This window comes from Pseudomonas sp. Emmai, assembly GCF_055179735.1.
This window is the reverse complement of sequence record NZ_CM143685.1, coordinates 5,230,500-5,253,184: the sequence shown is the minus strand read 5'-3', so window position 1 is coordinate 5,253,184 and position 22,685 is coordinate 5,230,500. Positions and strand designations below refer to the sequence as shown.

Sequence of the window (22,685 nt, the reverse complement as noted above, 5' to 3'; positions counted from 1 at the left end):
ACCGCATTCCCAAGCCTTGCGCGGTCGGCGAAGACCGCGCCCTGCACGCCATTTTTATGAGCGTGACGTAGGAAAACCGATTCCAACTTGTAAGCCGAATTCAGGCAGGAAACCTCATGACCGACGCGTTCGAACTCCCCAGCACACTGGTCCAAGCCCTCCAGCGCCGCGCGGCCCTGACGCCGGACCGAGTCGCTTTGCGTTTTCTCGCCGAGACCGCGGATCAAACGGTGGTGCTCAGTTATCGCGATCTGGATCAGCGCGCGCGGACCATTGCCGGCGCGTTGCAGGCCCAGGCTGAATTTGGCGACCGCGCGGTGCTGCTGTTTCCCAGCGGCCCGGACTACGTCGCGGCGTTTTTTGGTTGCCTGTATGCGGGCGTGATCGCCGTGCCGGCTTACCCGCCGGAATCGACCAAGCGTCATCACCAGGACCGATTGCTTTCGATCATCAGCGACGCCGAGCCGCGCCTGCTGCTGACCAGCGCCGGCCTGCAAGAAGCCTTGCTGCAAATTGAAGGCGCGCCGCCGCTGCTCAGTGTCGATACCCTCGACCCATCGATGGCCGACGGCTGGGTGTTGCCGAACCTTGAGCACGACCACATCGCCTTCCTGCAATACACCTCCGGCTCCACCGCATTGCCCAAAGGCGTGCAAGTCAGCCACGGCAACCTGGTGGCCAATGAACTGCTGATCCGTCACGGCTTCGGCATCGACCTGAACCCGGACGACGTGATCGTCAGCTGGCTGCCGCTGTACCACGACATGGGCTTGATCGGCGGCCTGTTGCAGCCGATTTTCAGCGGTGTGCCGTGCGTGTTGATGTCACCGGCCTACTTCCTCGGCCGACCATTGCGCTGGCTCGAAGCGATCAGCGAATACGGCGGCACCATCAGCGGTGGGCCGGATTTTGCCTATCGCCTGTGCAGCGAACGGGTCAGCGCATCGGCCCTGGAACGCCTCGACCTGAGCGGCTGGCGCGTGGCCTATTCCGGCTCCGAGCCGATCCGCCTCGACACCCTGGAACGCTTCGCCGACAAGTTCGCCCCGTGCGGTTTTACCCCGGGCAGTTTCATGGCGTCTTACGGTCTGGCGGAAGCCACGCTGTTCGTCGCCGGCACCCCTCGTGGCCAGGGGATTGGCAACCTGCGGGTCGACGATCAGGCCCTGGCGCAAAACCGTGCCGAAGCGGGCGAGGGCGCGGCGATCATGAGTTGCGGCATCAGCCAGCCGGATCACGCGGTGCTGATTGTCGAGCCCAATGCACTCACCGAACTGGCCGACAACCTCGTCGGCGAAGTCTGGGCCAGCGGGCCGAGCATCGCCCATGGCTACTGGCGCAACCCCGAGGCCAGCGCCAAGACCTTCGTCCAGCACGACGGCCGCACCTGGCTGCGCACCGGTGACCTGGGCTTCAAGCGTGACGGTGAATTTTTCATCACCGGGCGCCTGAAAGACATGCTGATCGTGCGCGGCCACAACCTCTACCCGCAGGACATCGAGCAAACCGTCGAGCGCGAAGTGGAAGTGGTGCGCAAGGGCCGCGTCGCAGCGTTCGCGGTCACTATCGACGGCCAGGAAGGCATCGGCATCGCCGCGGAAATCAGCCGCAGCGTGCAGAAAATCCTCCCGCCCGACGCCCTGATCAAAGCCATCCGTCAAGCGGTGGCCGAGGCGTATCAGGAAGCGCCGAGCGTGGTTGTATTGCTCAACCCCGGCGCATTGCCCAAGACCTCCAGCGGCAAACTGCAGCGCTCGGCGTGCCGCAATCGCCTGGCGGATGGCAGCCTCGACAGTTATGCGCTGTTTCCCTCGGCAGACGCCGAAAACATCCTGGCTGAGCAATCCGCTTCCGAGCTGCAAACCCTGATCGCCAACATCTGGCGCGAGCAACTCAGCGTCAAACAGGTCAACGCCGACGATCACTTCTTCCTGCTCGGCGGCAACTCCATCGCCGCCACCCAAGTGGTCGCGCGGTTGCGTGAAGAACTCGGTCTGGAGCTGAACCTGCGCCTGCTGTTCGAAGCGCCGACGCTGGGCGCATTTGCCGCCGCTGTGGCGCAACAGCAACACGACGGCGGTCTTGCCCAAGGCACGATCACCGCGCTGTCGCGCATTGAAGCGATGCCGCAATCCCTGGCACAAAACCGTCTGTGGATCACTTGGCAACTCGACCCCCAGAGCAGCGCCTACAACATTCCCGGTGCCCTGCGTCTGCGTGGCGAGCTGGACGAAGACGCGTTGCGCGCCAGTTTCCAGCAGTTGATCGAACGCCACGAATCCCTGCGCACGCGCTTCTTCGAACGTGACGGCGTGGCCCTGCAACAGGTCGATGCGGCCGGTGAGTTCAACCTGCAACTGATCGACATCAGTGATTTGCCCGTCGACAAACGTGAAGTCCGCGCGCAACAAATCCGTGAAGACGAAGCCCGCACCCAGTTCGATCTGGAAAAGGGCCCGCTGCTCTGGGTAACCCTGGTACGTCTCGACGACGAGGACCATCAACTGCTGGTGACGATGCACCACATCATCGCCGACGGCTGGTCGCTGAACGTGCTGATCGACGAGTTCTCGCGGCTGTATGCGGCGGCGTCCCAAGGCCAGAAAGCCACGCTCGCGGCATTGCCGACCCAGTACGCCGATTACGGCGGCTGGCAGCGTCAATGGCTGGCGCAAGGCGAGGGCGAGCGGCAACTGGCCTACTGGAAAAACCAGCTGGGCGATGAGCATCCGGTGCTGAGTCTGGCCACCGACCATCCGCGTTCCGCGCATCACGTCCACAGTGCCGCCCGCCACTCCGTGCGGTTGGGCGTGAGCCTGAGCGAAGCCGTTCGCCAGACCGCCCAGGCCCACGAATCCACCTCGTTCATGCTATTGCTCGCGGCATTCCAGAGCCTGTTGCACCGCTACAGCGGCCAACGCGATATCCGCATCGGCGTGCCGAACGCCAACCGTCCACGCCTGGAAACCCAGGGGCTGATCGGCTTCTTTATCAACACCCAAGTGCTGCGTGCCGACGTCGATTCGCGTCTGCCGTTCGTAGAGCTGCTGGCACAAACCCGCCAAGCGGCGTTGGGTGCGCAAGCCCATCAGGATTTGCCGTTCGAGCAACTGCTGGAAGCCTTCCCCCAGGCTCGCGAATCCGGTTTGTTCCAGGTCATGTTCAACCACCAACAGCGCGACTTGAGCGCCCTGCGCCGCCTGCCGGGGTTGCTGGCTGAAGAACTGCCGTGGCACAGCCGCGAGGCCAAGTTCGACCTGCAACTGCACAGTGAGGAAGACCGAAATGGTCGCCTGAGCCTGTCCTTCGACTACGCCGACGAGTTGTTTGAAAAAGCGACGATCGAGCGCCTGGCCGAGCACTTCACCAACCTGCTGCGCGACGTTTGCGAACGTCCACAGCAGGTCATTGGCGATCTGCATCTGTTGACCGCTAGCGAGCATGATCAGCAAGCCTCGTGGGGCACGGCAACCTGCACCCCGGCCAGCCAATGGCTGCCCGAACGTCTGAACGAGCAACTGCGTCTGACCCCGGAGCGCACTGCGTTGATCTGGGACGGCGGCCAACTGGACTTCGCCGAACTGCACGCCCAGGCCAACCGCCTCGCCCATTACCTGCGCGACAAAGGCGTGGGCCCGGATGTGTGCGTGGCCATCGCCGCCGAGCGTTCGCCGCAACTGCTGATCGGCTTGCTGGCGATCCTCAAGGCCGGCGGCGCCTACGTGCCGCTGGACCCGGATTACCCGGCCGAACGCCTGGCCTACATGCTCAGCGACAGCGGCGTCGAATTGCTCTTGACCCAGACCGAACTGCTCGACCGCTTGCCGGCCACCGACGGTGTCAGCGTGATCGCGATGGACGCCTTGCACCTGGAGAACTGGCCGAGCCAGGCACCCGATTTGCACCTGCACGGCGACAACCTGGCCTACGTGATTTACACCTCGGGCTCCACCGGTCAGCCAAAAGGCGTCGGCAACACCCACGCCGCCCTCGCTGAACGTTTGCAATGGATGCAAAACACTTATCGCCTCGACGCAACCGACGTGCTGATGCAAAAAGCGCCGATCAGTTTCGACGTGTCAGTGTGGGAATGCTTCTGGCCGCTGATCACCGGTGCGCGTTTGCTGATTGCCGGCCCCGGCGAGCACCGCGATCCCCATCGCATTGCGCAGCTTGTCCAGCAATACGGCGTGACCACGCTGCACTTCGTGCCACCGCTGTTGGCGCTGTTTATCGAAGAACCGTTGACCGCCGAATGCACCCGCCTGCGCCGGGTGTTCTCCGGCGGCGAAGCCTTGCCTGCCGAACTGCGCAACCGCGTGCTGGAGCAATTGCCGGCGGTGCAACTGCACAACCGCTACGGCCCGACCGAAACCGCGATCAACGTCACCCATTGGCATTGCACCACGGCCGATGGCGAGCGTTCGCCGATTGGCCGGCCGTTGGGCAACGTGGTCTGCCGCGTGCTCGACAGCGACCTCAACCCCGTGCCGGCCGGTGTGCCGGGTGAACTGTGCATCAGCGGTATCGGCCTGGCCCGTGGCTACCTCGGTCGTCCGTCCCTGACTGCCGAACGGTTTGTCGTCGATCCATTGGGCGAGAACGGTGCGCGGCTGTACCGCACCGGCGACCGTGCGCGCTGGACCGCTGATGGCGTGATCGAGTACCTCGGCCGTCTCGATCAGCAGGTCAAACTGCGCGGCTTCCGGGTTGAACCGGAAGAAATCGAAGCGCGTCTGCTGGCCCAGGACGGCATTGCCCAAGCCGTGGTGCTGGTGCGCGAAACATCAGCGGGTGGGCAGTTGATCGGCTACTACACCTCAACTGATTACGCCGAAGACATTGATGTTCAAACCCAACGCCTGAAAACCGCGCTGGCCGCCGAGCTGCCGGACTACATGGTCCCGGCGCAGTTGATGCGCCTGGATGCAATGCCCTTGAGCCCGAGCGGCAAACTCGACCGCCGCGCCTTGCCGGAACCGCAATGGCAGGTTCGCGAACACGTCGAACCGGTCACCGCGCTGGAGCAACAAATCGCCGGCATCTGGCGTGAAGTGCTGGGCCAGAAGCAAATCGGTCTGCGCGACGATTTCTTCGCCCTCGGCGGTCATTCGCTGCTGGCGACACAAATCATCTCCCGCACCCGCCAGGCCTGCGACGTCGAATTGCCCCTGCGGGCGTTGTTCGAAAACAGCGAACTGGGCGCCTTCGCCGAACAGGTTCAATTGGTCCAGGCCAGCGGCAAAACCAACCAGCAGCCGCCGATCGAAAAAGTCGACCGCAGCCAAGCGGTGCCGCTGTCTTATTCGCAGCAACGCATGTGGTTTCTCTGGCAAATGGAGCCGGACAGCCCGGCCTACAACGTCGGTGGCATGGCGCGGCTGCGCGGGGTGCTGGATGTCGGGCGGTTCGAAGCGGCGCTGCAAGCGCTGATCATGCGCCACGAAACCCTGCGTACCACGTTCCCGAGCGTCGATGGCGTGGCCCGGCAACAGGTGCATGCTGACACTGGCCTGCGCATGGACTGGAAAGATTTCTCGGCCCAGGACGCCGACCTGCGCGAGCAACGGGTTCAGACCCTGGCCGATGACGAAGCGCACAAACCGTTCGATCTGGAAACCGGTCCGCTGCTGCGCGCCTGCCTGGTCAAGACCGCCGAGCAGGAACACTACCTGGTGCTGACCCTGCACCACATCGTCACCGAAGGCTGGGCGATGGACATCTTTGCCCGGGAACTCAGTGCACTTTATGAGGCCTTCGTCGATGACCGCGAATCGCCGCTGCAACCGCTGCCGGTGCAGTACCTGGATTACAGCGTCTGGCAGCGCCAGTGGCTGGAATCCGGTGAGCGTCAACGCCAGCTCGACTACTGGACCGCGCAACTGGGCCGTGAACATCCGCTGCTGGAATTGCCCGCCGACCGTCCGCGTCCACCGGTACAAAGCCACCAGGGCGAACTGTTCCGTTTCGACCTGAGCGATGATCTCGCCGCCCGGGTTCGAGCCTTCAACGCGCAAAACGGCCTGACCCTGTTCATGACCATGACCGCCGCCCTGGCCGTGCTGCTTTACCGCTACAGCGGCCAGACCGATTTGCGCATCGGCGCACCGGTGGCCAACCGCATTCGCCCGGAAAGTGAAGGGCTGATCGGCGCCTTCCTCAACACCCAAGTGTTGCGTTGCCAACTCGACGGGCAGATGTCCGTTGGCGAGTTGTTCGAGCAGGTTCGCCACACCGTGATCGAAGGCCAGTCCCATCAGGACCTGCCGTTCGATCATCTGGTGGAAGCCCTGCAACCACCGCGTAGCGCCGCGTACAACCCGTTATTCCAGGTGATGTGCAACGTGCAGCGCTGGGAATTCCAGCAGAGCCGCACCCTGGCCGGCATGACCGTCGAGTACCTGGCCAACGATGCCCGCGCCACCAAGTTCGACCTCAACCTGGAAGTCACCGACCTCGACCATCGCCTGGGTTGCTGCCTGACGTACAGCACCGACCTGTTCGACGAACCGCGCATCGCACGGATGGCCGGGCATTGGCGCAATCTGCTGGAAGCGCTGCTGGCCAATCCGCAACAGCGCCTCAGCGAACTGCCGTTGCTCGAAACCACGGAGCAGCAAAACCTGCTCGACAGCCTCGGCATCGAACCGGGCGAACATCGCCTCGACCAATGCATCCATCACCTGTTCAGCGAACAAGCCCTGGTGCGTAAAGATGCGCCGGCCCTGACCTTCGCCGGGCAAACCCTGAGCTACGCCGAACTCGACAGCCGCGCCAATCGCCTGGCCTGGGTGCTGCGTGAGCGGGGTGTCGGCCCGCAGGTTCGGGTGGGCCTGGCGCTGGAGCGCTCGCTGGAAATGGTCGTCGGCCTGCTGGCGATCCTCAAGGCCGGCGGCGCCTACGTGCCGCTGGACCCGGAATACCCGCTCGATCGCCTGCATTACATGATCGAAGACAGCGGCATTGGTCTGCTGCTCAGTGACACCGCCCTGTTCAACGCCCTCGGTGAATTGCCGGCGACCGTGGCCCGCTGGTGCCTGGAAGACGATGCCGCCGAACTGGCCAATTACCCGGCCACCGAGCTGCCGTTTATCAGCCTGCCGCAGCATCAGGCGTACCTGATCTACACCTCGGGCTCCACCGGCAAACCGAAAGGCGTGGTGGTGTCCCACGGCGAAATCGCCATGCACTGCCAAGCGGTGATCGAGCGCTTCGGCATGCGTCCCGACGACTGCGAACTGCACTTCTATTCGATCAACTTCGATGCCGCCACCGAGCGTCTGCTGGTGCCGCTGTTGAGTGGTGCGCAAGTGGTGTTGCGTGCCCAAGGGCAATGGGACGCGGAAGAAATCTGCGGCCTGATTCGCCAGCATCAGATCAACATCCTCGGCTTCACCCCCAGCTACGGCAGCCAGTTGGCGCAATGGCTGGCGACCCAAGGTGAAACCCTGCCGGTGCGCATGATCATCACCGGCGGCGAAGCCCTGACCGGCGAACACCTGTCGCGGATTCGCGCGGCGTTCAAACCGGGCCTGTTCTTCAACGCCTACGGCCCGACGGAAACGGTTGTGATGCCGCTGGCCAGTCTGGCCCCGCAAGTGTTGGAAGAAGGCCTGGGCAGTGTGCCGATTGGCAGCGTGATCGGCGCCCGTGTGGCGTACATCCTCGACGCCGACCTGGCCTTGGTGCCCCAAGGCGCGACCGGCGAGTTGTACGTCGGCGGTGCCGGCCTGGCCCAGGGTTATCACGAACGGGCGGGGATGACGGCGGAGCGTTTTGTTGCGGATCCGTTTGCCGACCATGGCGGGCGCATCTATCGCACCGGCGACCTGGTGCGTCAGCGTGCCGACGGTTTGGTCGAGTACCTCGGCCGTATCGACCATCAGGTGAAAATCCGTGGTTTCCGCATCGAGTTGGGCGAGATTGAAACCCGCCTCTTGGAGCACGAATCCATCCGTGAAACCGTGGTCCTGGCGCTGGATGCGCCGAGCGGCAAACAACTGGTCGGCTATCTGGTGACTGAAGTGGCCGAACAGGACGAAGCGCAACAAGCCGCACTGCGCGAAGCGTTGAAAGCCCACCTCAAATCGCAACTGCCGGACTACATGGTGCCGACGCACCTGATCCTGCTGGCCAGCATGCCGCTGACCGCCAACGGCAAACTTGACCGTCGCGCACTGCCGGCGCCGGACCCGGAGCTGAACCGCCAGCACTACGTGGCACCGAGCAATGAACTGGAGCTGACCCTGGCCGGGATCTGGTGCGACGTGCTGAACGTGGCGCAGGTCGGGCTCAACGACAACTTCTTCGAACTGGGCGGCGACTCGATCCTGTCGATTCAGGTGGTCAGCCGCGCACGGCAGCAGGGCATTCACTTCAGCCCGCGCGACCTGTTCCAGCACCAGACCGTGCAGACCCTCGCCGCCATGGCGACCCGCACCGAGCAGGTCCGCGCCGAGCAAGGTTTGCTGGTTGGCGAGTCGGGTTTGACCCCGATCCAGCACTGGTTCTTCGACACCGACATCCCTGAGCGTCAGCACTGGAACCAGGCGTTGCTGCTGGAACCGACCCTGGCCCTGGAACCCCATCGCCTGGAGCAAGCGCTGCTGACGGTGATCGAGCAACACGACGCCTTGCGCCTGCGCTTCACCAAGGCCGATGGCCAGTGGCACGCCGAGCACCAGGCGATCAACGACACCCCGGTGCTGTGGCAGGTGCGCGTCGCGTCCATGGACAAATGCCCGGCGCTGTTCGCCGATGCCCAGCGCAGCCTCGACCTCGAACAGGGGCCGTTGGTCCGTGCCTTGCTGGTCGATGGTCCGGAAGGCCGGCAACGCTTGTTCATCGCCATTCACCACTTGGTGGTCGACGGTGTTTCGTGGCGGGTTTTGCTGGACGATCTGCAAACGGTCTATCGTCAACTCGACGCCGAGCAGTCGGTGAAGTTGCCGGCCAAGACCAGCGCTTTCAAGGACTGGGCAGCACGCTTGCAAGCCTATGCCGGCAGCGAATCCCTGCGCGAAGAACTGGACTGGTGGCAAGCGCAACTGGCCGGGCCAAGCACCGACCTGCCGTGTGAGCGGCCTCAGGGCGGGCAGCAGAATCGGCATGCGCAAACCGTCAGTGTGAAGCTGGATGCCGAGCGCACCCGGCAATTGCTGCAACAGGCGCCGAGCGCGTATCGCACCCAGGTCAACGACCTGCTGCTGACCGCGTTGGCTCGGGTGATGTGCCGCTGGAGCGGTCACGCATCGGCGTTGATTCAACTCGAAGGCCACGGCCGCGAAACCCTGTTCGACGAGATCGACCTGACCCGCACCGTGGGTTGGTTCACCAGCGCTTATCCGCTGCGTCTGGTGCCAGCGGCGGAGCAGGGCGACTCGATCAAAGCGATCAAGGAACAACTGCGCGCCGTGCCCCACAAAGGTTTGGGTTATGGCGTGCTGCGTTATTTCGCCGATGACCTGTGCCGCCAGACCATGGCCGCGCTGCCGGCGGCGCCGATCACCTTCAACTACCTCGGCCAGTTCGACCAGAGCTTCGGCGCGGACGCGTTGTTCCGGCCCCTCGATGAACCGGTCGGTGCGGCCCACGATCCCCATGCGCCGCTGCCGAATGAGCTGAGCGTCGACAGTCAGGTCTACGGCGGCGAACTGGTGCTGCGCTGGACCTTCAGCGCCGAACGCCATGATCTGCAAACCATCAGCGATCTGGCGGATGCGTATGTGGGCGAGCTGCAAAGCCTGATCGAACATTGCCTGCTCGATGAGGCCGGTGGCCTGACCCCGTCCGACTTCCCGCTGGCCCGACTGACCCAGCCACAACTCGACGCGCTGCCGATCCCGGCCGCTGTGATCGAAGACGTCTACCCGCTGACCCCGATGCAGGAAGGCATGTTGCTGCACACCTTGCTGGAACCGGGCACCGGCCTCTACTACATGCAGGACCGCTACCGCATCAACAGCGAACTCGACCCCGAGCGTTTCGCCCAGGCCTGGCAAGCGGTGATCGCCCGTCATGAAGCCCTGCGTGCGTCGTTCTGCTGGAACGTCGGCGAAGACATGTTGCAGGTTATCCACAAACCGGGCAGCACGCCGATCGAGTACCTCGACTGGACTGCTATCGCCGAAACCGAGCAAGAACCGAAGCTGCAAACACTGCTAAAAACCGAGCGCGAGGCCGGGTTCGATCTGCTCAACCAGGCACCGTTCCACCTGCGCCTGATCAAGGTCGGCGCGGCGCGCTACTGGTTCATGATGAGCAACCACCACATCCTGATCGATGCCTGGTGCCGCTCGCTGCTGATGAGCGATTTCTTTGAAATCTACATGGCTCTGGGCGAAGGCCGGGACGCGCAACTGGCCGGGCCGCCGCGTTATCGCGACTACATCGGCTGGCTGCAACGCCAGAGCCTGGCCGAGGCGCGGCAGTGGTGGAAAACCAACCTGCAAGGCTTCGAGCGCACCACGCCGATCCCGAGCGACCGTCCGTTCCTGCGTGAACATGCGGGCGACAGCGGCGGCATGATCGTTGGCGACCGCTACACCCGGCTCGATGCCCGCGACGGCGCGCAACTGCGTGAACTGGCCCAGGCCCATCAACTGACCATCAACACCTTCGCCCAAGCAGCGTGGGCCCTGGTGCTGCGGCGCTTGAGCGGTGATCGCGACGTGCTGTTCGGCGTCACGGTGGCCGGGCGTCCGGTGGACATGCCGCAGATGCAACGCACCGTCGGGCTGTTCATCAACAGCATCGCGCTGCGGGTGAAGATGCCGCAAGACGATCAGCGTGTCAGCGTGCGCCAATGGCTCAGCGGCTTGCTCGACAGCAACATGCAACTGCGCGAGTACGAATACCTGCCGCTGGTGACGATCCAGGAAAACAGCGAATTGCCCAAAGGCCAGCCGCTGTTCGACAGCCTGTTCGTGTTCGAAAACGCCCCGGTGGAAGTCTCGGTGCTGGACCGTGCGCAAAGCCTCAATGCCACCTCGGATTCGGGCCGCACCCACACCAACTTCCCGCTGACGGCGGTGTGCTATCCGGGGGATGACCTCGGCTTGCACCTGTCCTACGACCAACGCTATTTCGACGAAACCACGGTCGAGCGCATGCTCGGTGAGTTCAAGCGACTGTTGCTGGCGTTGGTCGAAGGCTTCCATGGCGACATGGCTGACTTGCCGCTGCTGGGCGCCGAGGAACAGGACTTCCTGGTCCATGGCTGCAACCAGAGCGAACACGACTACCCGTTGGAGAAAAGCTACGTCGAGCTGTTCGAAGCCCAGGTCGCGCAGCACCCGCAGCGCATCGCCGCCAGTTGCCTCGACCGCTTGCACAGCTACGTCGAGTTGAATCAGCGCAGCAACCGTCTCGGTCATGCGTTGATCGCAGCGGGTGTCGGGCTGGATCAACCGGTGGCGTTGCTGGCGGAACGTAATCTCGATTTGCTCGGCATGATCATCGGCAGCTTCAAGGCGGGTACCGGTTACCTGCCGCTGGACCCGGGTCTGCCGAGTCAGCGCCTGAGCCGCATCATCGACCTGAGCCGCACGCCGTTGCTGGTCTGCACCCAGGCTTGCCGTGAGCAAGCGGTGGCATTGCTGGAAGAGTTTGGGTGTGCCAATCGGCCGAAGTTGCTGGTCTGGGAAGAGGTGCAAGCGAGCGATGCCTCGGTGCAAAACCCGGGCATCTACAGCGCCCCGGATAACCTGGCCTACGTGATCTACACCTCGGGCTCCACCGGGTTGCCGAAAGGCGTGATGGTCGAACAGCGCGGCATGCTGAATAACCAGTTGAGCAAAGTGCCGTACCTGAACCTCAGCACCGCCGATGTGATCGCGCAAACCGCGTCGCAAAGCTTCGATATTTCGGTCTGGCAGTTCCTCGCCGCGCCGTTGTTCGGGGCGCGGGTGGACATCGTGCCGAACACCATTGCTCATGATCCGCAAGGCTTGCTGGCCCACGTCCAGAGCCAGGGCATCACCGTGCTGGAAAGCGTGCCGTCGCTGATCCAGGGCATGCTCGCCCAGGAGCGCATGAGCCTCGACGGTCTGCGCTGGATGTTGCCGACCGGTGAAGCGATGCCGCCGGAACTGGCGCACCAGTGGCTGCTGCGCTACCCGCAGATCGGACTGGTCAACGCCTATGGCCCGGCGGAATGTTCCGATGACGTGGCGTTCTTCCGCGTCGACATGGCCTCGACTCGCGGCAGCTATTTGCCGATTGGCACGCCGACCGACAACAACCGTTTGTACCTGCTCGATGGCGCGCTGGAACTGATGCCGTTGGGCGCGGTGGGGGAGTTGTGTGTCGCCGGTACGGGCGTCGGTCGCGGTTATGTCAGCGACCCGCTGCGCACCGCCCAGGTGTTTGTGCCGAACCCGTTTGGCGAACCCGGGGACCGTTTGTATCGCACCGGCGACCTGGCCCGTCGGCGTAGCGATGGCGTACTGGAATACGTGGGACGCATCGACCATCAAGTGAAAATTCGCGGTTACCGCATCGAGTTGGGGGAAATCGAAGCGCGTCTGCATGAGCAACCGGAAGTCCGCGACGGGGCGGTCGGTGTGCAGGAAGGCGTCAACGGTAAGCATCTGGTCGGCTATCTGGTGGCGGCGGATTCGGCGCTTAACCCGAGTGAACGCCTGGAACGCATCAAGCAACGCCTGCGCACCGAGCTGCCGGAATACATGGTGCCGCTGCACTGGTTGTGGCTGGACAAGTTGCCGCTGAACGCTAACGGCAAACTGGATCGCAAGGCCCTGCCGGCGTTGGAGATCGGTCAGTTGCAGAGCCAGGATTACTTGGCGCCACGCAATGATCTGGAGCAGACCCTGGCGGATATCTGGGCTGAGGTGCTGAAAGTCGAGCAGGTCGGCGTGCGCGACAACTTCTTCGAACTGGGCGGCCATTCGCTGCTGGCGACCCAGATTGCCTCGCGGGTGCAAAAAGCCCTGCAACGCAACGTGCCGCTGCGGGCGATGTTCGAGTGCAGTTCGGTGGAGGAATTGGCGGAGTACATCGAAGGGTTGGCGGCGAGTGATATCACCGAGGAGAAGGTGGATCGGTTGAATGACCTGATGGCGGAGTTGGAGGGGCTTTGATTCTCTAGCGTCTGTTATGGCCTCTTCGCGGGCAAGCCTTGCTCCTACAGGTATCGAGTGATCACAACCCTTGTGATCGACACATACCTGTAGGAGCGAGGCTTGCCCGCGAAGGCGTCAGCCCAGACACCCCAAGGTTGACTGCCAAGCCACAGCGGCCCAGTCTTCCCCCTCCATTTTGGTGAGGAGACAGCTGATGCCCTTCGCAACAATAGACGGACAACCCCTGCACTACACCGACCAAGGCACCGGCCCCGCCGTGCTGCTGGCGGGCAGCTATCTGTGGGACCAGGCCATGTGGGCGCCGCAGATTGCCGCGTTATCCCGGCAGTACCGGGTGATCGCCCTGGACCTCTGGGGCCACGGTCAATCCGGAAAACTCCCCGAAGGCACGACCTCGCTGGATGACATCGCGCGCCAGGCCTTGGCATTGCTCGACCATCTGGACATCGATCGCGTCACTCTGGTCGGGTTGTCGGTCGGCGGCATGTGGGGCGTACGCCTGGCGCTGTCGGCACCCGAGCGGCTCAACGGCCTGGTGCTGATGGACACTTACGTCGGTGTCGAGCCCGAGCCGACGCGCCAGTACTATTTCTCGCTGTTCAAACAGATCGAAGACAGCGGCGTGATTGCGCCGCAGTTGCTGGACATCGTGGTGCCGATTTTCTTCCGTCCGGGCATCGATCCGCAGTCGGCGCTGTATCAGGAATTTCGCGCATCCCTGGCGGCGCTGCCCGCCGAGCGTTTGCGCGAGAGCATTGTGCCGATGGGGCGCATTACCTTTGGCCGGGATGATCTGTTGCCGCGTCTGGCGGAACTGGATGCTGAAACCACGTTGGTGATGTGCGGCGATCAGGACAAGCCGCGGCCGCCATCGGAAGCCAGAGAGATGGCTGAGTTGATTGGCTGCCCGTGTGTGCTGGTGCCGGAGGCGGGGCATATCTCCAATCTGGAGAATGCCGGGTTTGTCACCGAGACTTTGTTGACGTTTTTGGCGCAACGCTGATCAAGATCGTTCCCACGCTCTGCGTGGGAATGCCGCCCGGGACGCTCCGCGTCCCTTCGCAGGCGTGACGCAGAGCGTCACAGGATGCATTCCCACGCAGAGCGTGGGAACGATCAACATATGCGGCCGACGCAAAACCCGTAGGAGCGAGGCTTGCCCGCGAAGGCGTCGGTAGGGATTACTTCGGCCCCAGGATCTTCAACAACTTGTCCGGCGACGGCGCGCCTTGCTGTTGCTGCAACTCGCCCTTGTCGTCCATGTAGAAAATCGCCGGGGTGGCCTGCAACTCCAGGTCTTCCATCAACTGCATGTTGGCTGCCAGTTTCGCCTGGATCGCCGGGGGCACGTCTTTCAGGGCTTTGAGCGCGCTTTCCTTGCCGGCCTTTTCGTGTTCTGCCAGGGCTTTGCTCGGGTCCTTGGCCGCCAGCAGCGCGGCGGATTTGCCCGGGCTGTCTTCGCGGATGATGCCGACCATGATGTGCCGCAACTGCACCTTGCCGGACTTGACCCATGGCCGCGCCTGTTCCCAGAACAAGTTGCAGTAAGGGCAGTTCGGGTCGCTGAATAGGTAGACGACGCGCGGGGCGTCCTTGTTGCCGTCGCCGATCCAGTTGCTCGCTTCCATCTTGCCCCAGACTTCCTTGGACATTGGCGCGTAGACCAGTTTCTGCAACGGTGCGCTGCTCAGGTCATTGCCGTCGGCGTCGTACAGGTTGCCGAGCAAGACATGCTTGCCATCCGGGGTAAGGTACAGCGCCATGCCACGGTTCTGATATTGCGCCGCATAGCCGCGCAAGCCGTCGGGTGCATCGAACTGGCCGACGATTTTCGCGCCTTTGGCTTCGATCTTCTTGATCGCCTCGGGCAGTTCTTCAACAGCCTGCGCCGACGGCAGGTGCAGCAGGGCTGCGCCCAGGGTCAGGGTCAGCAGGTGGCGGAGGCGGGGCATGGCAATTTCCTTGTGGCGTGAGTGGGGGCGTCGAAGTTTTCCAGGGCGCGGGCCAGACTGGCTTCCGACAATTCGCCCAGGTGGCTGCCCAGCAGGCGACCGTCGTTGCTATAGAACAGCGTAGTCGGCAAGGCCATGGAGCCGACGGCCTGGCCCAGGCGACCACTGCCGTCGAACAGCACGTTGGACAGGCTCAGGCCCTGGGTTTCCAGGAAGGTACTGACGCTCTGCATGCTTTCGGCCTGATTGACGAACAGGAAGGTCAGGTCCGGGCGTTGTTGCTGGGCCTTTTCCAGCACCGGCATTTCCCGGCGGCATGGCGGGCACCAGGTGGCCCAGAGGTTGATCACCAGCGGGCCGCCCTGATAGTCGGTCAGTTGCACGGTTTCCCCGGCGGCATTGCGCAGGGTGATCTCCGGCAGGCGCGTGCCTTGTTCGTAAAGGCTCAGGGAGAAGGTCGCCAGCAGCCAGAACAGCAAACCGCTGCCGACGCCGAACCCCAATGACCGCCGCAACCCCGGCCGGCGCCAGCCGCGATACAACGCCGCCAGCACCAGCACGATCACCCCGGGCCAGGCGAGGAAACCGCCGTCGCGCAGGTCGATGATCTGCCATGGATCGTTGCGATAGTGGGCCCAGTAGGCGGCCACGAAACTGACCCGCGCCGCCAGCATGCCCAGCAGGAACAGGCTGAACAGCACCGACTCGGGGTTGTCGCCGCCGCGCTTGGCCACCCGCCAACCGACAAAGGTCGCCAGCGCCAGGGCACTGATCAGCAGCAGGTGGTTAAGCGCGATGGCAAAGGTGCCGAGGGTAAAGGTCAGCATTAACGGGCTTCTCGGGTAGTGTTCCAGCGTTGCAGGAAAGTCTCGGCATCCACCTCGCCGGTGATGCGCTGGCTGCGGCGCTCGCTGCCATCGGCACCGATCCACAACAGGCTTGGCGGCCCCGGCACTTTATAGCGGCCGAGCAGCTCGCGGCTGGCGGCATTGTCAGCGGTGACGTCCAGCCGTAGCAAGCGCACATCTTTCAGCGCGTCCAATACCTGGGGTTTGGCGAAAACCTGTTTTTCCATGACTTTGCACGCCACGCACCAGTCGGCGTAGTAGTCCAGCAGCACCCATTGACCCTGGGCCTGGGCGGCGTCGAGTTCCCGTTGCAACGCGGCGGGATCTTTAATCGTCGTGAAAGCGTCGTGGCCGACCGGGGCGCCGTCTGCCCGTGCAGCGCTATACACCTGCAACGGCTTGAACAGATCATCACTGCCACCCGCCGCACCGACCATCAACAGACTGCCCCACACCCCCAGCAACAACGAACTGGCGCCGAACACTTGGGCCACTCGACCAAACCCTTCGGATTGCTTCCAGGCGCTATAAGCAGCGATCAACAGCAAGGCGCCGCACAAGCCGATCCACAACGATTGATCCAGCACCGGGCGCAACATCAGCAGCGCAGTGGCCAGGAACAGGAAACCGAACACGCCCTTGAGCAAGTTCATCCAAGCGCCGGGCTTGGGCAGGAAACGGTTGCCAACGGTCACCAGCAGCAACAGCGGAATCCCCATGCCGATGCCCATGGCGAACAGAATCAGCCCGCCATGCACCGCGTTGCCGCTCTGGGCGATGTAAAGCAGGGCGCCGGCCAGAGGCGCGGTCATGCACGGGCCGACCAACAGACCGGACAAGGCCCCGAGCACACCGGCGCCGATCAGACTGCCACCGCGCTGATTGCGCGAGACGTTTTCCAGGCGATCGCGCAGCGCCACCGGCAATTGCAGCTCAAAGAAGCCGAACATCGGCAATGCCAGCAACACAAACACGGCGGCGAAGCTGCCGAGCAACCACGGGTTTTGCAGCAGCGCCTGAAGGTTCGCGCCGAGCAACGACGCCAGCACCCCCATCGCCGCGTACACCAGCGCCATGCAGATCACATAACTGCTGGCCAGGGCGAAACCGCGTTTGGGCGTGGCGCCACTGCCAACGATCAAACCCGCAAGGATCGGCAGCATCGGCAGCGTACAAGGGGTGAACGCCAGCAACAGGCCCAGACCAAAGAACACCAGCAAACTCCAGCCCAGCGCCCGCTGTTGCAGGTTGCTGGCCAGGGCCTGGTCCGGGGCTTCGTTGGCAATCGCTGTTGCCACCACGCCACCCAGATCGACCACTTGGGTCTGCGGCGGATAACACAGGCCGGCATCGGCACAGCCCTGGAACCCGACCTTGATCTGACCGGTGGCACCGGCCGGGATCTTCAGTTCCAGGCCCTGGCGATACACCGGTTGTTCACCGAAGAACTCATCGCTGTGGGACTCGCCCTCGGGCAACACCGGCATCTGCTGCGGGGCCAGGCCATCGAGTTTCAGGCGTTTCTGATACAGGTAATAACCGTCGGCAATCTGCCAGAACAGCTGGGTTTCGCCGCTTTCAAGACGTTCGGAGGTGAAGATGAAAGCCTGCTCGACGGGGAGAAAGTCGGGTTTGGTTTCAAACGGATTGGTCCCGGCCTGGGCCAGACCCGAGATCAAGAGAGCAAAGAGGAAAAACAATCGACGCATGGGTTAAGCCTTGTCCCGGTGCAAGTGAGAAGCACAATGGTGGGTGGCGATTAACCGGTGATTAATAGAAGGTTGCCGGGCGGGCCAGCCCGGCAACGAGATCGGGTCACACCGTCATGGCGCGGGTCAGGCGCCGTGATAGGTCAGGCGGTTCTCCGACATGGGGGGATGGGTGCTCTTCCAGCTGTGGGCAAAACCCACGGCCTGGTCAATTTGTTCCTGGCTCATGTCCTTGGCCAGTTCTGTCAGGAACGTAGCGGCGCTGTTGTGGAGTTGATACTCCTTGGCGGCGTCTACCACCAGCCAGATCAGCATATAGCTGAAGGGATAGTTTTTAGCGTAGCCGTATTCCGGGTCGCGTCCGCTTTCACCGTGGCCGACGGCGAAGCCATATTTGAGCATGCCGTAGAGATCACCCGCATTGGCGGTCTTTTCCAGCCATTCACGCCTTAGCGATGGGAACCGGGTCACCTCCGGGCGATTGCTGTACCAGTTCATTGCCAGGGGCAGATTGGCCAGGGCGGCCCTTCGCAGCCACACATCAATCAGGGTGTCGGCATCCTGGCCCTGGGGGACGAGGCTGTTATCCCGGTCGTACGCCAACGCCAGGATGTACATGGCCTCCGGGAATCGGGTGTTGGCCGATTTTTTCAGCCACTTGATCTCCCGGGTCAGCTCGTACATCTGCAGCATGGCTTCACCATCACCCTGTTCGATACGGGGCGTCAGGAGTTGCCGCGCCGTGTCCAGCGAGTCGCTGTCGCCGAGCCGTAACAAGGCGTAGACATCGCCTTGGGCGGCAGCCAGTCGGTACCACTTTTTAGCGTCCTCGGTGACGCTGCCTTCACGGCGCCTGAGCACTTCGCCCAAGGCATATTGCGAGGCCCGTTCACCGGCGGCGGCCGCGATGGTCAGGTAGGGCTCCGACGCCCTGAAACTGCCGAGGTTGTAGAGTTCCAGTCCCTTTTTGCGGGCGTTTTCCTGATGGATGTTCAAGTCGGCGATCAGGGCGGTCACGTTGTTGAGCAGGTTGAACAGGGCGGTTAAATCGTCGGGGTAGGCTTGCATGGTCAATACCTGTGTGAGTGAGTTGATTGAACGTCCACACAGGGTATTGAGCAAAGCAGGGCGGGGTGCGTTACATATTTATCGTTTTCTGCACCCTCACCCATTTCAGTCTCGCAACAATCCGGGCCAGCTTACGTCATCCACTTTGATCGGGCCTGATTCAGCCTTGTTCTTCGGGATGTTGTATCGGATGTATTCGTTATCAGTCAGAAAGATGTAGTAATAGCTGTCTGCCCAGGTTCGATCATTTTGTACAGCGGTAATGATGCGATGTTTATAGTTTTCCAGGCCGGGCCACGTGGTGTGTGTAATGGCTTCCAGGGTCAGTTTGTTTGTGCGCAGATCAAGGGAGAGCGCCTTTGCGTCATTCAATAAAAACCGGAACAGTTGCACGTCACGGTAATTTTGCCACCAGGTACCAGCGACAATGCGGCTGAAGTAAGGACTCAGGGAATTCCACGGTGAATCCTCCAAGCGGGCAAGACTGTGTACTTTGTCAGTGTCCTGATCGTATTGGCAGACCATGGGCAAACCCTCTTCATAATAGAAGAGCCATAAGATATCTGAATCTACGCCATTGATTCCCGAGCGAGTGGGGTGTATCCCGGTGGTGGTGAATCCAAAGCGCAGGTTCTTGATATGGGAATGGAAGTCATCCCAGTTGCTGGCACTGACGTTGGCGGGGTAGCCTTGCGCAACTTTGTTATCACCGATATCAAAACGGGAATATGTGAGGCTGTCCTTGAAAAAGAAATAACAGCGGTCCATCCCGGCGCGCCAATCGACGGCAACCACGTTTTTAAGCACTGGCATTTATTGATTCCTTTCAAATTGAAGTGACGTGTTCAGTTGCGCAATAACCCGGGCCAGGAGACGTCATCCACGGCAATGGGACCGGCGTCCAATCTGTTGCCTTGGACGTCGTATCTCAGGTACTCGTTATCGTTCAGAAAAATATAGAAGTAACTGTGGGCGAATGTCCGGTCATTTTGTGCGGCTGTAATGATTCGGTCCTTGTACGGCTCCAGTCCCGGCCAGGTTTTATGGGTGATGGGTTCTTGGTTCAGTTTATTGATAGCGAGGTTAAGGGACAGGAAGTGCCCGTTATTCATCAGGAAACGAAATAAGCGAGGCTGCGGCGATCTTTGCCACCATGTACCTGCAACGATGTTGTCGAAAAAGGGCAGTAGCTGATACCAGATGGAGTCCACCAGTCGGTAGGTGCCATTGACGCTGTCCGTATCCTGATCATATTTGCAGACCATGGGAACGCCGTCTTCCTTATAGAACAGCCATAAGATATCTGAATCAAATCCGAATGGTTGCGCAGGGCTTATTCCCGTAGTGCTGAATCCGAAGCGAAGATCTTGTGCGTTGTTAAAGGTATCCCAGTGGGACGGAACGGGCCGAGGATAACCCGAAGGCACCCGATTGTCAGCGATGCTGAAACGTGAATAAGTGTTGGTTTCCTTAAAGAAGAAATAGATCTGGTCGGGGCCGGAGCGCCAATCGACGGCAACAAAACTGCTCAGTGCGGGCATATAAAAATATCTTTTAAATAAGGTGTGGTTGTCAGTGCGATGGGTGGGCAGGTTAGTGAGTGGGTCGGGGCGCTGTATAGTTGCAAAGTATTGAAGATTGTTTCTTCTGGAAGTTTGATTGTTTAAATAACGCCCTGTTGAATAACGCTGTTCGGGGCTATAGCGTCCTATACCGCTGCGGCGTCGCTGGCCTCCCTCCATTCCGATCGGTTGTGGCCCTGCCATAATTGCGGCTTAATCCTTCTCTGTTTGACTCGCCTTTTTGGCTGATGGAGCTCCCATGCACGTACTGGTTTGTGAAGACGATGAGCTGATCGCCAGCGGTATCGTCGCCGGCCTCACCGCCCAGGGCCTGACCGTGGAACATGTCGCCACCGCATCGTCGGCGCGGGCGATGCTCAAGGTCGCCGAGTTTGACGTCATGGTGCTCGACCTCGGCCTGCCGGACGAAGACGGCCTCAAGTTGCTTCAACAATTGCGCAATGGTGGCCTGGAAATTCCGGTGCTGATCCTGACGGCGCGGGACTCGGTCACCGACCGCGTCGATGGTTTGCAGGCCGGCGCCGACGATTACCTGCTCAAACCCTTCGACCTGCGTGAACTCGCCGCGCGCCTGCACACCTTGTTGCGGCGGGTGGCCGGGCGCAGCGTCAACCTGATCGAGCACGGTGCGCTGACCTACGACCCGAGCAGCCGCGAAACCCTGCTCGCCGGCCAGCCGGTGGACTTGTCGCGGCGCGAGCAATCGCTGCTGCAAGCCTTGCTACACAACCGTGGCCGCGTGTTGTCCACCGAGCAATTGAAAGACAGCGTCTACGGCTTCAACGATGAGCTGGAAAGCAATGCGCTCAACGTTCATATCCATCACCTGCGGCGTAAACTCGGCAATGGCATCGTCGAAACGGTGCGCGGCCTGGGCTATCGCCTCGGGCCAGCCGATGGCGGAGATCAATCGAAGTGATGAGCCTGCGTTTGCGCCTGAGCCTGACCCTCGGCGCCGCGTTTGCGCTGATCTGGGCGCTGGCGGCGGCCTGGATGCTCAGCGACCTGCGTAACCAGATGATGTTTTCCCTCGACCAGCGCCTGGTGGCCTCGGCGCGGATGGTTGCCGGGCTGATGGAGCAATTGCCGGCGCTGCCGACCAAGGGCGAGGGCACGCATTTCAGTGCCGAACAATTGAACGTCCCCGGTGGTATGGCCTGTCAGGTCAGCTCGCTGCGCGGTGAAATCCTTGCCCGCAGCCACACCGACCCGCAACAGAAGCTGGAAGCCGAGAAAATGGGCTTCCACGACCAGATTATCGATGGCGCGCCGTGGCGCAGTTTCACCCTGGCACGCGGTGATTTGCGCATCACCACGGCGGACCGGCAGATCGAGCGCGAAGCCCTGAACATGTCGATCCTGTTGGCCGCTTCGGTGCCAGTCGGTGTGGCGTTGCTCGGTTGCCTGTGCCTGCTCTGGCTGGGCATCGGCCAGGGGCTGGCGCCGCTCAATCGCATGCGCGATGCCTTGATGCGCCGCAGCGCCGATTCCCTCGAACCGTTGCAGATCCAACCGTTGCCCAGCGAGTTGCAGCCGTTGCTCGATACTCAGAATCAACTGTTCCAGCGCATCGGCCGCACCATCGAGCGCGAACGTCGCCTGACCGGCGACGCCGCCCATGAACTGCGCAGCCCGTTGACCGCGATCAAGACCCACCTGCAAGTGGCGCGCATGACCGACGGCGCAGCCCGGGATCAATCCCTGGCCCGGGCCGAGGAGGGGGCCGATCGCCTGCACCGCACCCTTGAACAATTGCTGTTGCTGGCGCGGGTCGAGGGCAGTTTGTCATTCGATGACGGCGTGCAATGCAGCGCCGAGCAGGTGGCGAAACTGGCGATTCAGGATGCCGCCAGCGGTGATCGCCAGCGCATCAAGTTTCAAGCGCCGGCGAAGTGCTCGGCCGCCCCGGTGCAAATGCCGGCGGTGTTGTCGATAGCCGCGCTGCGCAACCTGCTGGACAACGCACTGCGCCATACCCCGAGCGACGGCGCAGTGGAACTGAGCCTGGAAACCACCGGCAACCGCGTGCGTTTCGTGGTCCGCGACCATGGGCCGGGGATTGCCGAAGATGATCTGCAGCACCTGACCCAGCGCTTCTGGCGCAACGGCCAGAGCACCGGTTGCGGGCTGGGGTTGGCGATTGTTCAGGCGATTGTTCAGCGCTGTGCCTGCACGTTGCATTTCGACAGCCGGCCGGACGGGTTGCGGGTTGAACTGACGATGCCGCTGCAAACGGTCTGACACCACAACCCCTGTAGGAGCCAAGCTTGCTCGCGAAAGCGGTGTGTCAGGCAACGACGTTGTTGAATGACACACCGCTTTCGCGAGCAAGCTTTGCTCCTACACGGGATCTGTGTTGCACATCAAATGTAACTTCTCTCCATTAGCCATCCAGCCGCCCTCGGGGCTATCTTCCCGGCAG

At 62.2% G+C, this 22,685-nt stretch carries 10 protein-coding genes; 4 read left to right on the top strand and 6 right to left on the bottom strand.

The window, feature by feature from the left end:
* Positions 1–116: 116 nt before the first annotated feature.
* Together ACY4LX_RS24065 and ACY4LX_RS24060 are read left to right on the top strand one after the other, a co-directional pair.
* Positions 117–13,100: a non-ribosomal peptide synthetase gene (locus ACY4LX_RS24065; protein ID WP_463258059.1), complete on the top strand. Its 12,984-nt coding sequence runs from the start codon at positions 117–119 to the stop codon at positions 13,098–13,100.
* A gap of 196 nt (positions 13,101–13,296) precedes the next feature.
* The gene (locus ACY4LX_RS24060) at positions 13,297–14,106 is read left to right on the top strand and encodes an alpha/beta fold hydrolase (RefSeq protein ID WP_463258058.1); all 810 of its coding nucleotides are present in this window, start codon (positions 13,297–13,299) and stop codon (positions 14,104–14,106) included.
* A gap of 178 nt (positions 14,107–14,284) precedes the next feature.
* On the opposite strand, the gene dsbG is transcribed toward ACY4LX_RS24060, so the two are convergent.
* From dsbG to ACY4LX_RS24030, 6 genes are all read right to left on the bottom strand, one after another.
* On the bottom strand, positions 14,285–15,055 hold the full coding sequence (dsbG, locus tag ACY4LX_RS24055; protein WP_149661800.1) for a thiol:disulfide interchange protein DsbG: 771 nt from the start codon (positions 15,053–15,055) through the stop codon (positions 14,285–14,287).
* Positions 15,031–15,882, bottom strand: a complete 852-nt coding sequence (locus ACY4LX_RS24050) for a TlpA family protein disulfide reductase (RefSeq protein WP_463258057.1) — start codon at positions 15,880–15,882, stop codon at positions 15,031–15,033. Before ACY4LX_RS24050 ends, dsbG begins: the two co-directional genes overlap by 25 nt.
* Positions 15,882–17,612: a protein-disulfide reductase DsbD gene (gene dsbD / locus ACY4LX_RS24045; protein ID WP_463258056.1), complete on the bottom strand. Its 1,731-nt coding sequence runs from the start codon at positions 17,610–17,612 to the stop codon at positions 15,882–15,884. The genes ACY4LX_RS24050 and dsbD overlap by 1 nt, the downstream gene beginning before the upstream one ends.
* Positions 17,613–17,738: 126 nt before the next feature.
* Entirely contained in the window at positions 17,739–18,680 is a 942-nt protein-coding gene (locus ACY4LX_RS24040) for a tetratricopeptide repeat protein (protein ID WP_463258055.1), read from the bottom strand.
* A gap of 105 nt (positions 18,681–18,785) precedes the next feature.
* On the bottom strand, positions 18,786–19,493 hold the full coding sequence (locus ACY4LX_RS24035) for a hypothetical protein (RefSeq protein WP_463258054.1): 708 nt from the start codon (positions 19,491–19,493) through the stop codon (positions 18,786–18,788).
* Between the two features lie 32 nt (positions 19,494–19,525).
* Positions 19,526–20,446, bottom strand: coding sequence for a hypothetical protein (locus ACY4LX_RS24030; RefSeq protein ID WP_463258053.1), 921 nt, complete (start codon positions 20,444–20,446; stop codon positions 19,526–19,528).
* Positions 20,447–20,501: 55 nt separating this feature from the next.
* Here ACY4LX_RS24030 and ACY4LX_RS24025 point away from each other — a divergent pair, with 55 nt between their 5' ends.
* Together ACY4LX_RS24025 and ACY4LX_RS24020 are read left to right on the top strand one after the other, a co-directional pair.
* Entirely contained in the window at positions 20,502–21,182 is a 681-nt protein-coding gene (locus ACY4LX_RS24025) for a response regulator (RefSeq protein ID WP_133838200.1), read from the top strand.
* Complete coding sequence (locus ACY4LX_RS24020) at positions 21,179–22,504, top strand: ATP-binding protein (protein ID WP_463258052.1); 1,326 nt, start codon at positions 21,179–21,181, stop codon at positions 22,502–22,504. The genes ACY4LX_RS24025 and ACY4LX_RS24020 overlap by 4 nt, the downstream gene beginning before the upstream one ends.
* Positions 22,505–22,685 lie beyond the last annotated feature (181 nt).

Excerpts from the sequence above, each read along its gene's own strand:
- ACY4LX_RS24050 (WP_463258057.1), bottom strand. The coding sequence starts at position 15,882 with ATGCTGACCTTTACCCTCGGCACCTTTGCCATCGCGCTTAACCACCTG.
- dsbG (WP_149661800.1), bottom strand. The coding sequence starts at position 15,055 with ATGCCCCGCCTCCGCCACCTGCTGACCCTGACCCTGGGCGCAGCCCTG.
- ACY4LX_RS24035 (WP_463258054.1), bottom strand. The coding sequence starts at position 19,493 with ATGCCAGTGCTTAAAAACGTGGTTGCCGTCGATTGGCGCGCCGGGATG.
- dsbD (WP_463258056.1), bottom strand. The coding sequence starts at position 17,612 with ATGCGTCGATTGTTTTTCCTCTTTGCTCTCTTGATCTCGGGTCTGGCC.
- ACY4LX_RS24060 (WP_463258058.1), top strand. The coding sequence starts at position 13,297 with ATGCCCTTCGCAACAATAGACGGACAACCCCTGCACTACACCGACCAA.
- ACY4LX_RS24030 (WP_463258053.1), bottom strand. The coding sequence starts at position 20,446 with ATGGCAGGGCCACAACCGATCGGAATGGAGGGAGGCCAGCGACGCCGC.
- ACY4LX_RS24040 (WP_463258055.1), bottom strand. The coding sequence starts at position 18,680 with ATGCAAGCCTACCCCGACGATTTAACCGCCCTGTTCAACCTGCTCAAC.
- ACY4LX_RS24065 (WP_463258059.1), top strand. The coding sequence starts at position 117 with ATGACCGACGCGTTCGAACTCCCCAGCACACTGGTCCAAGCCCTCCAG.
- ACY4LX_RS24025 (WP_133838200.1), top strand. The coding sequence starts at position 20,502 with ATGCACGTACTGGTTTGTGAAGACGATGAGCTGATCGCCAGCGGTATC.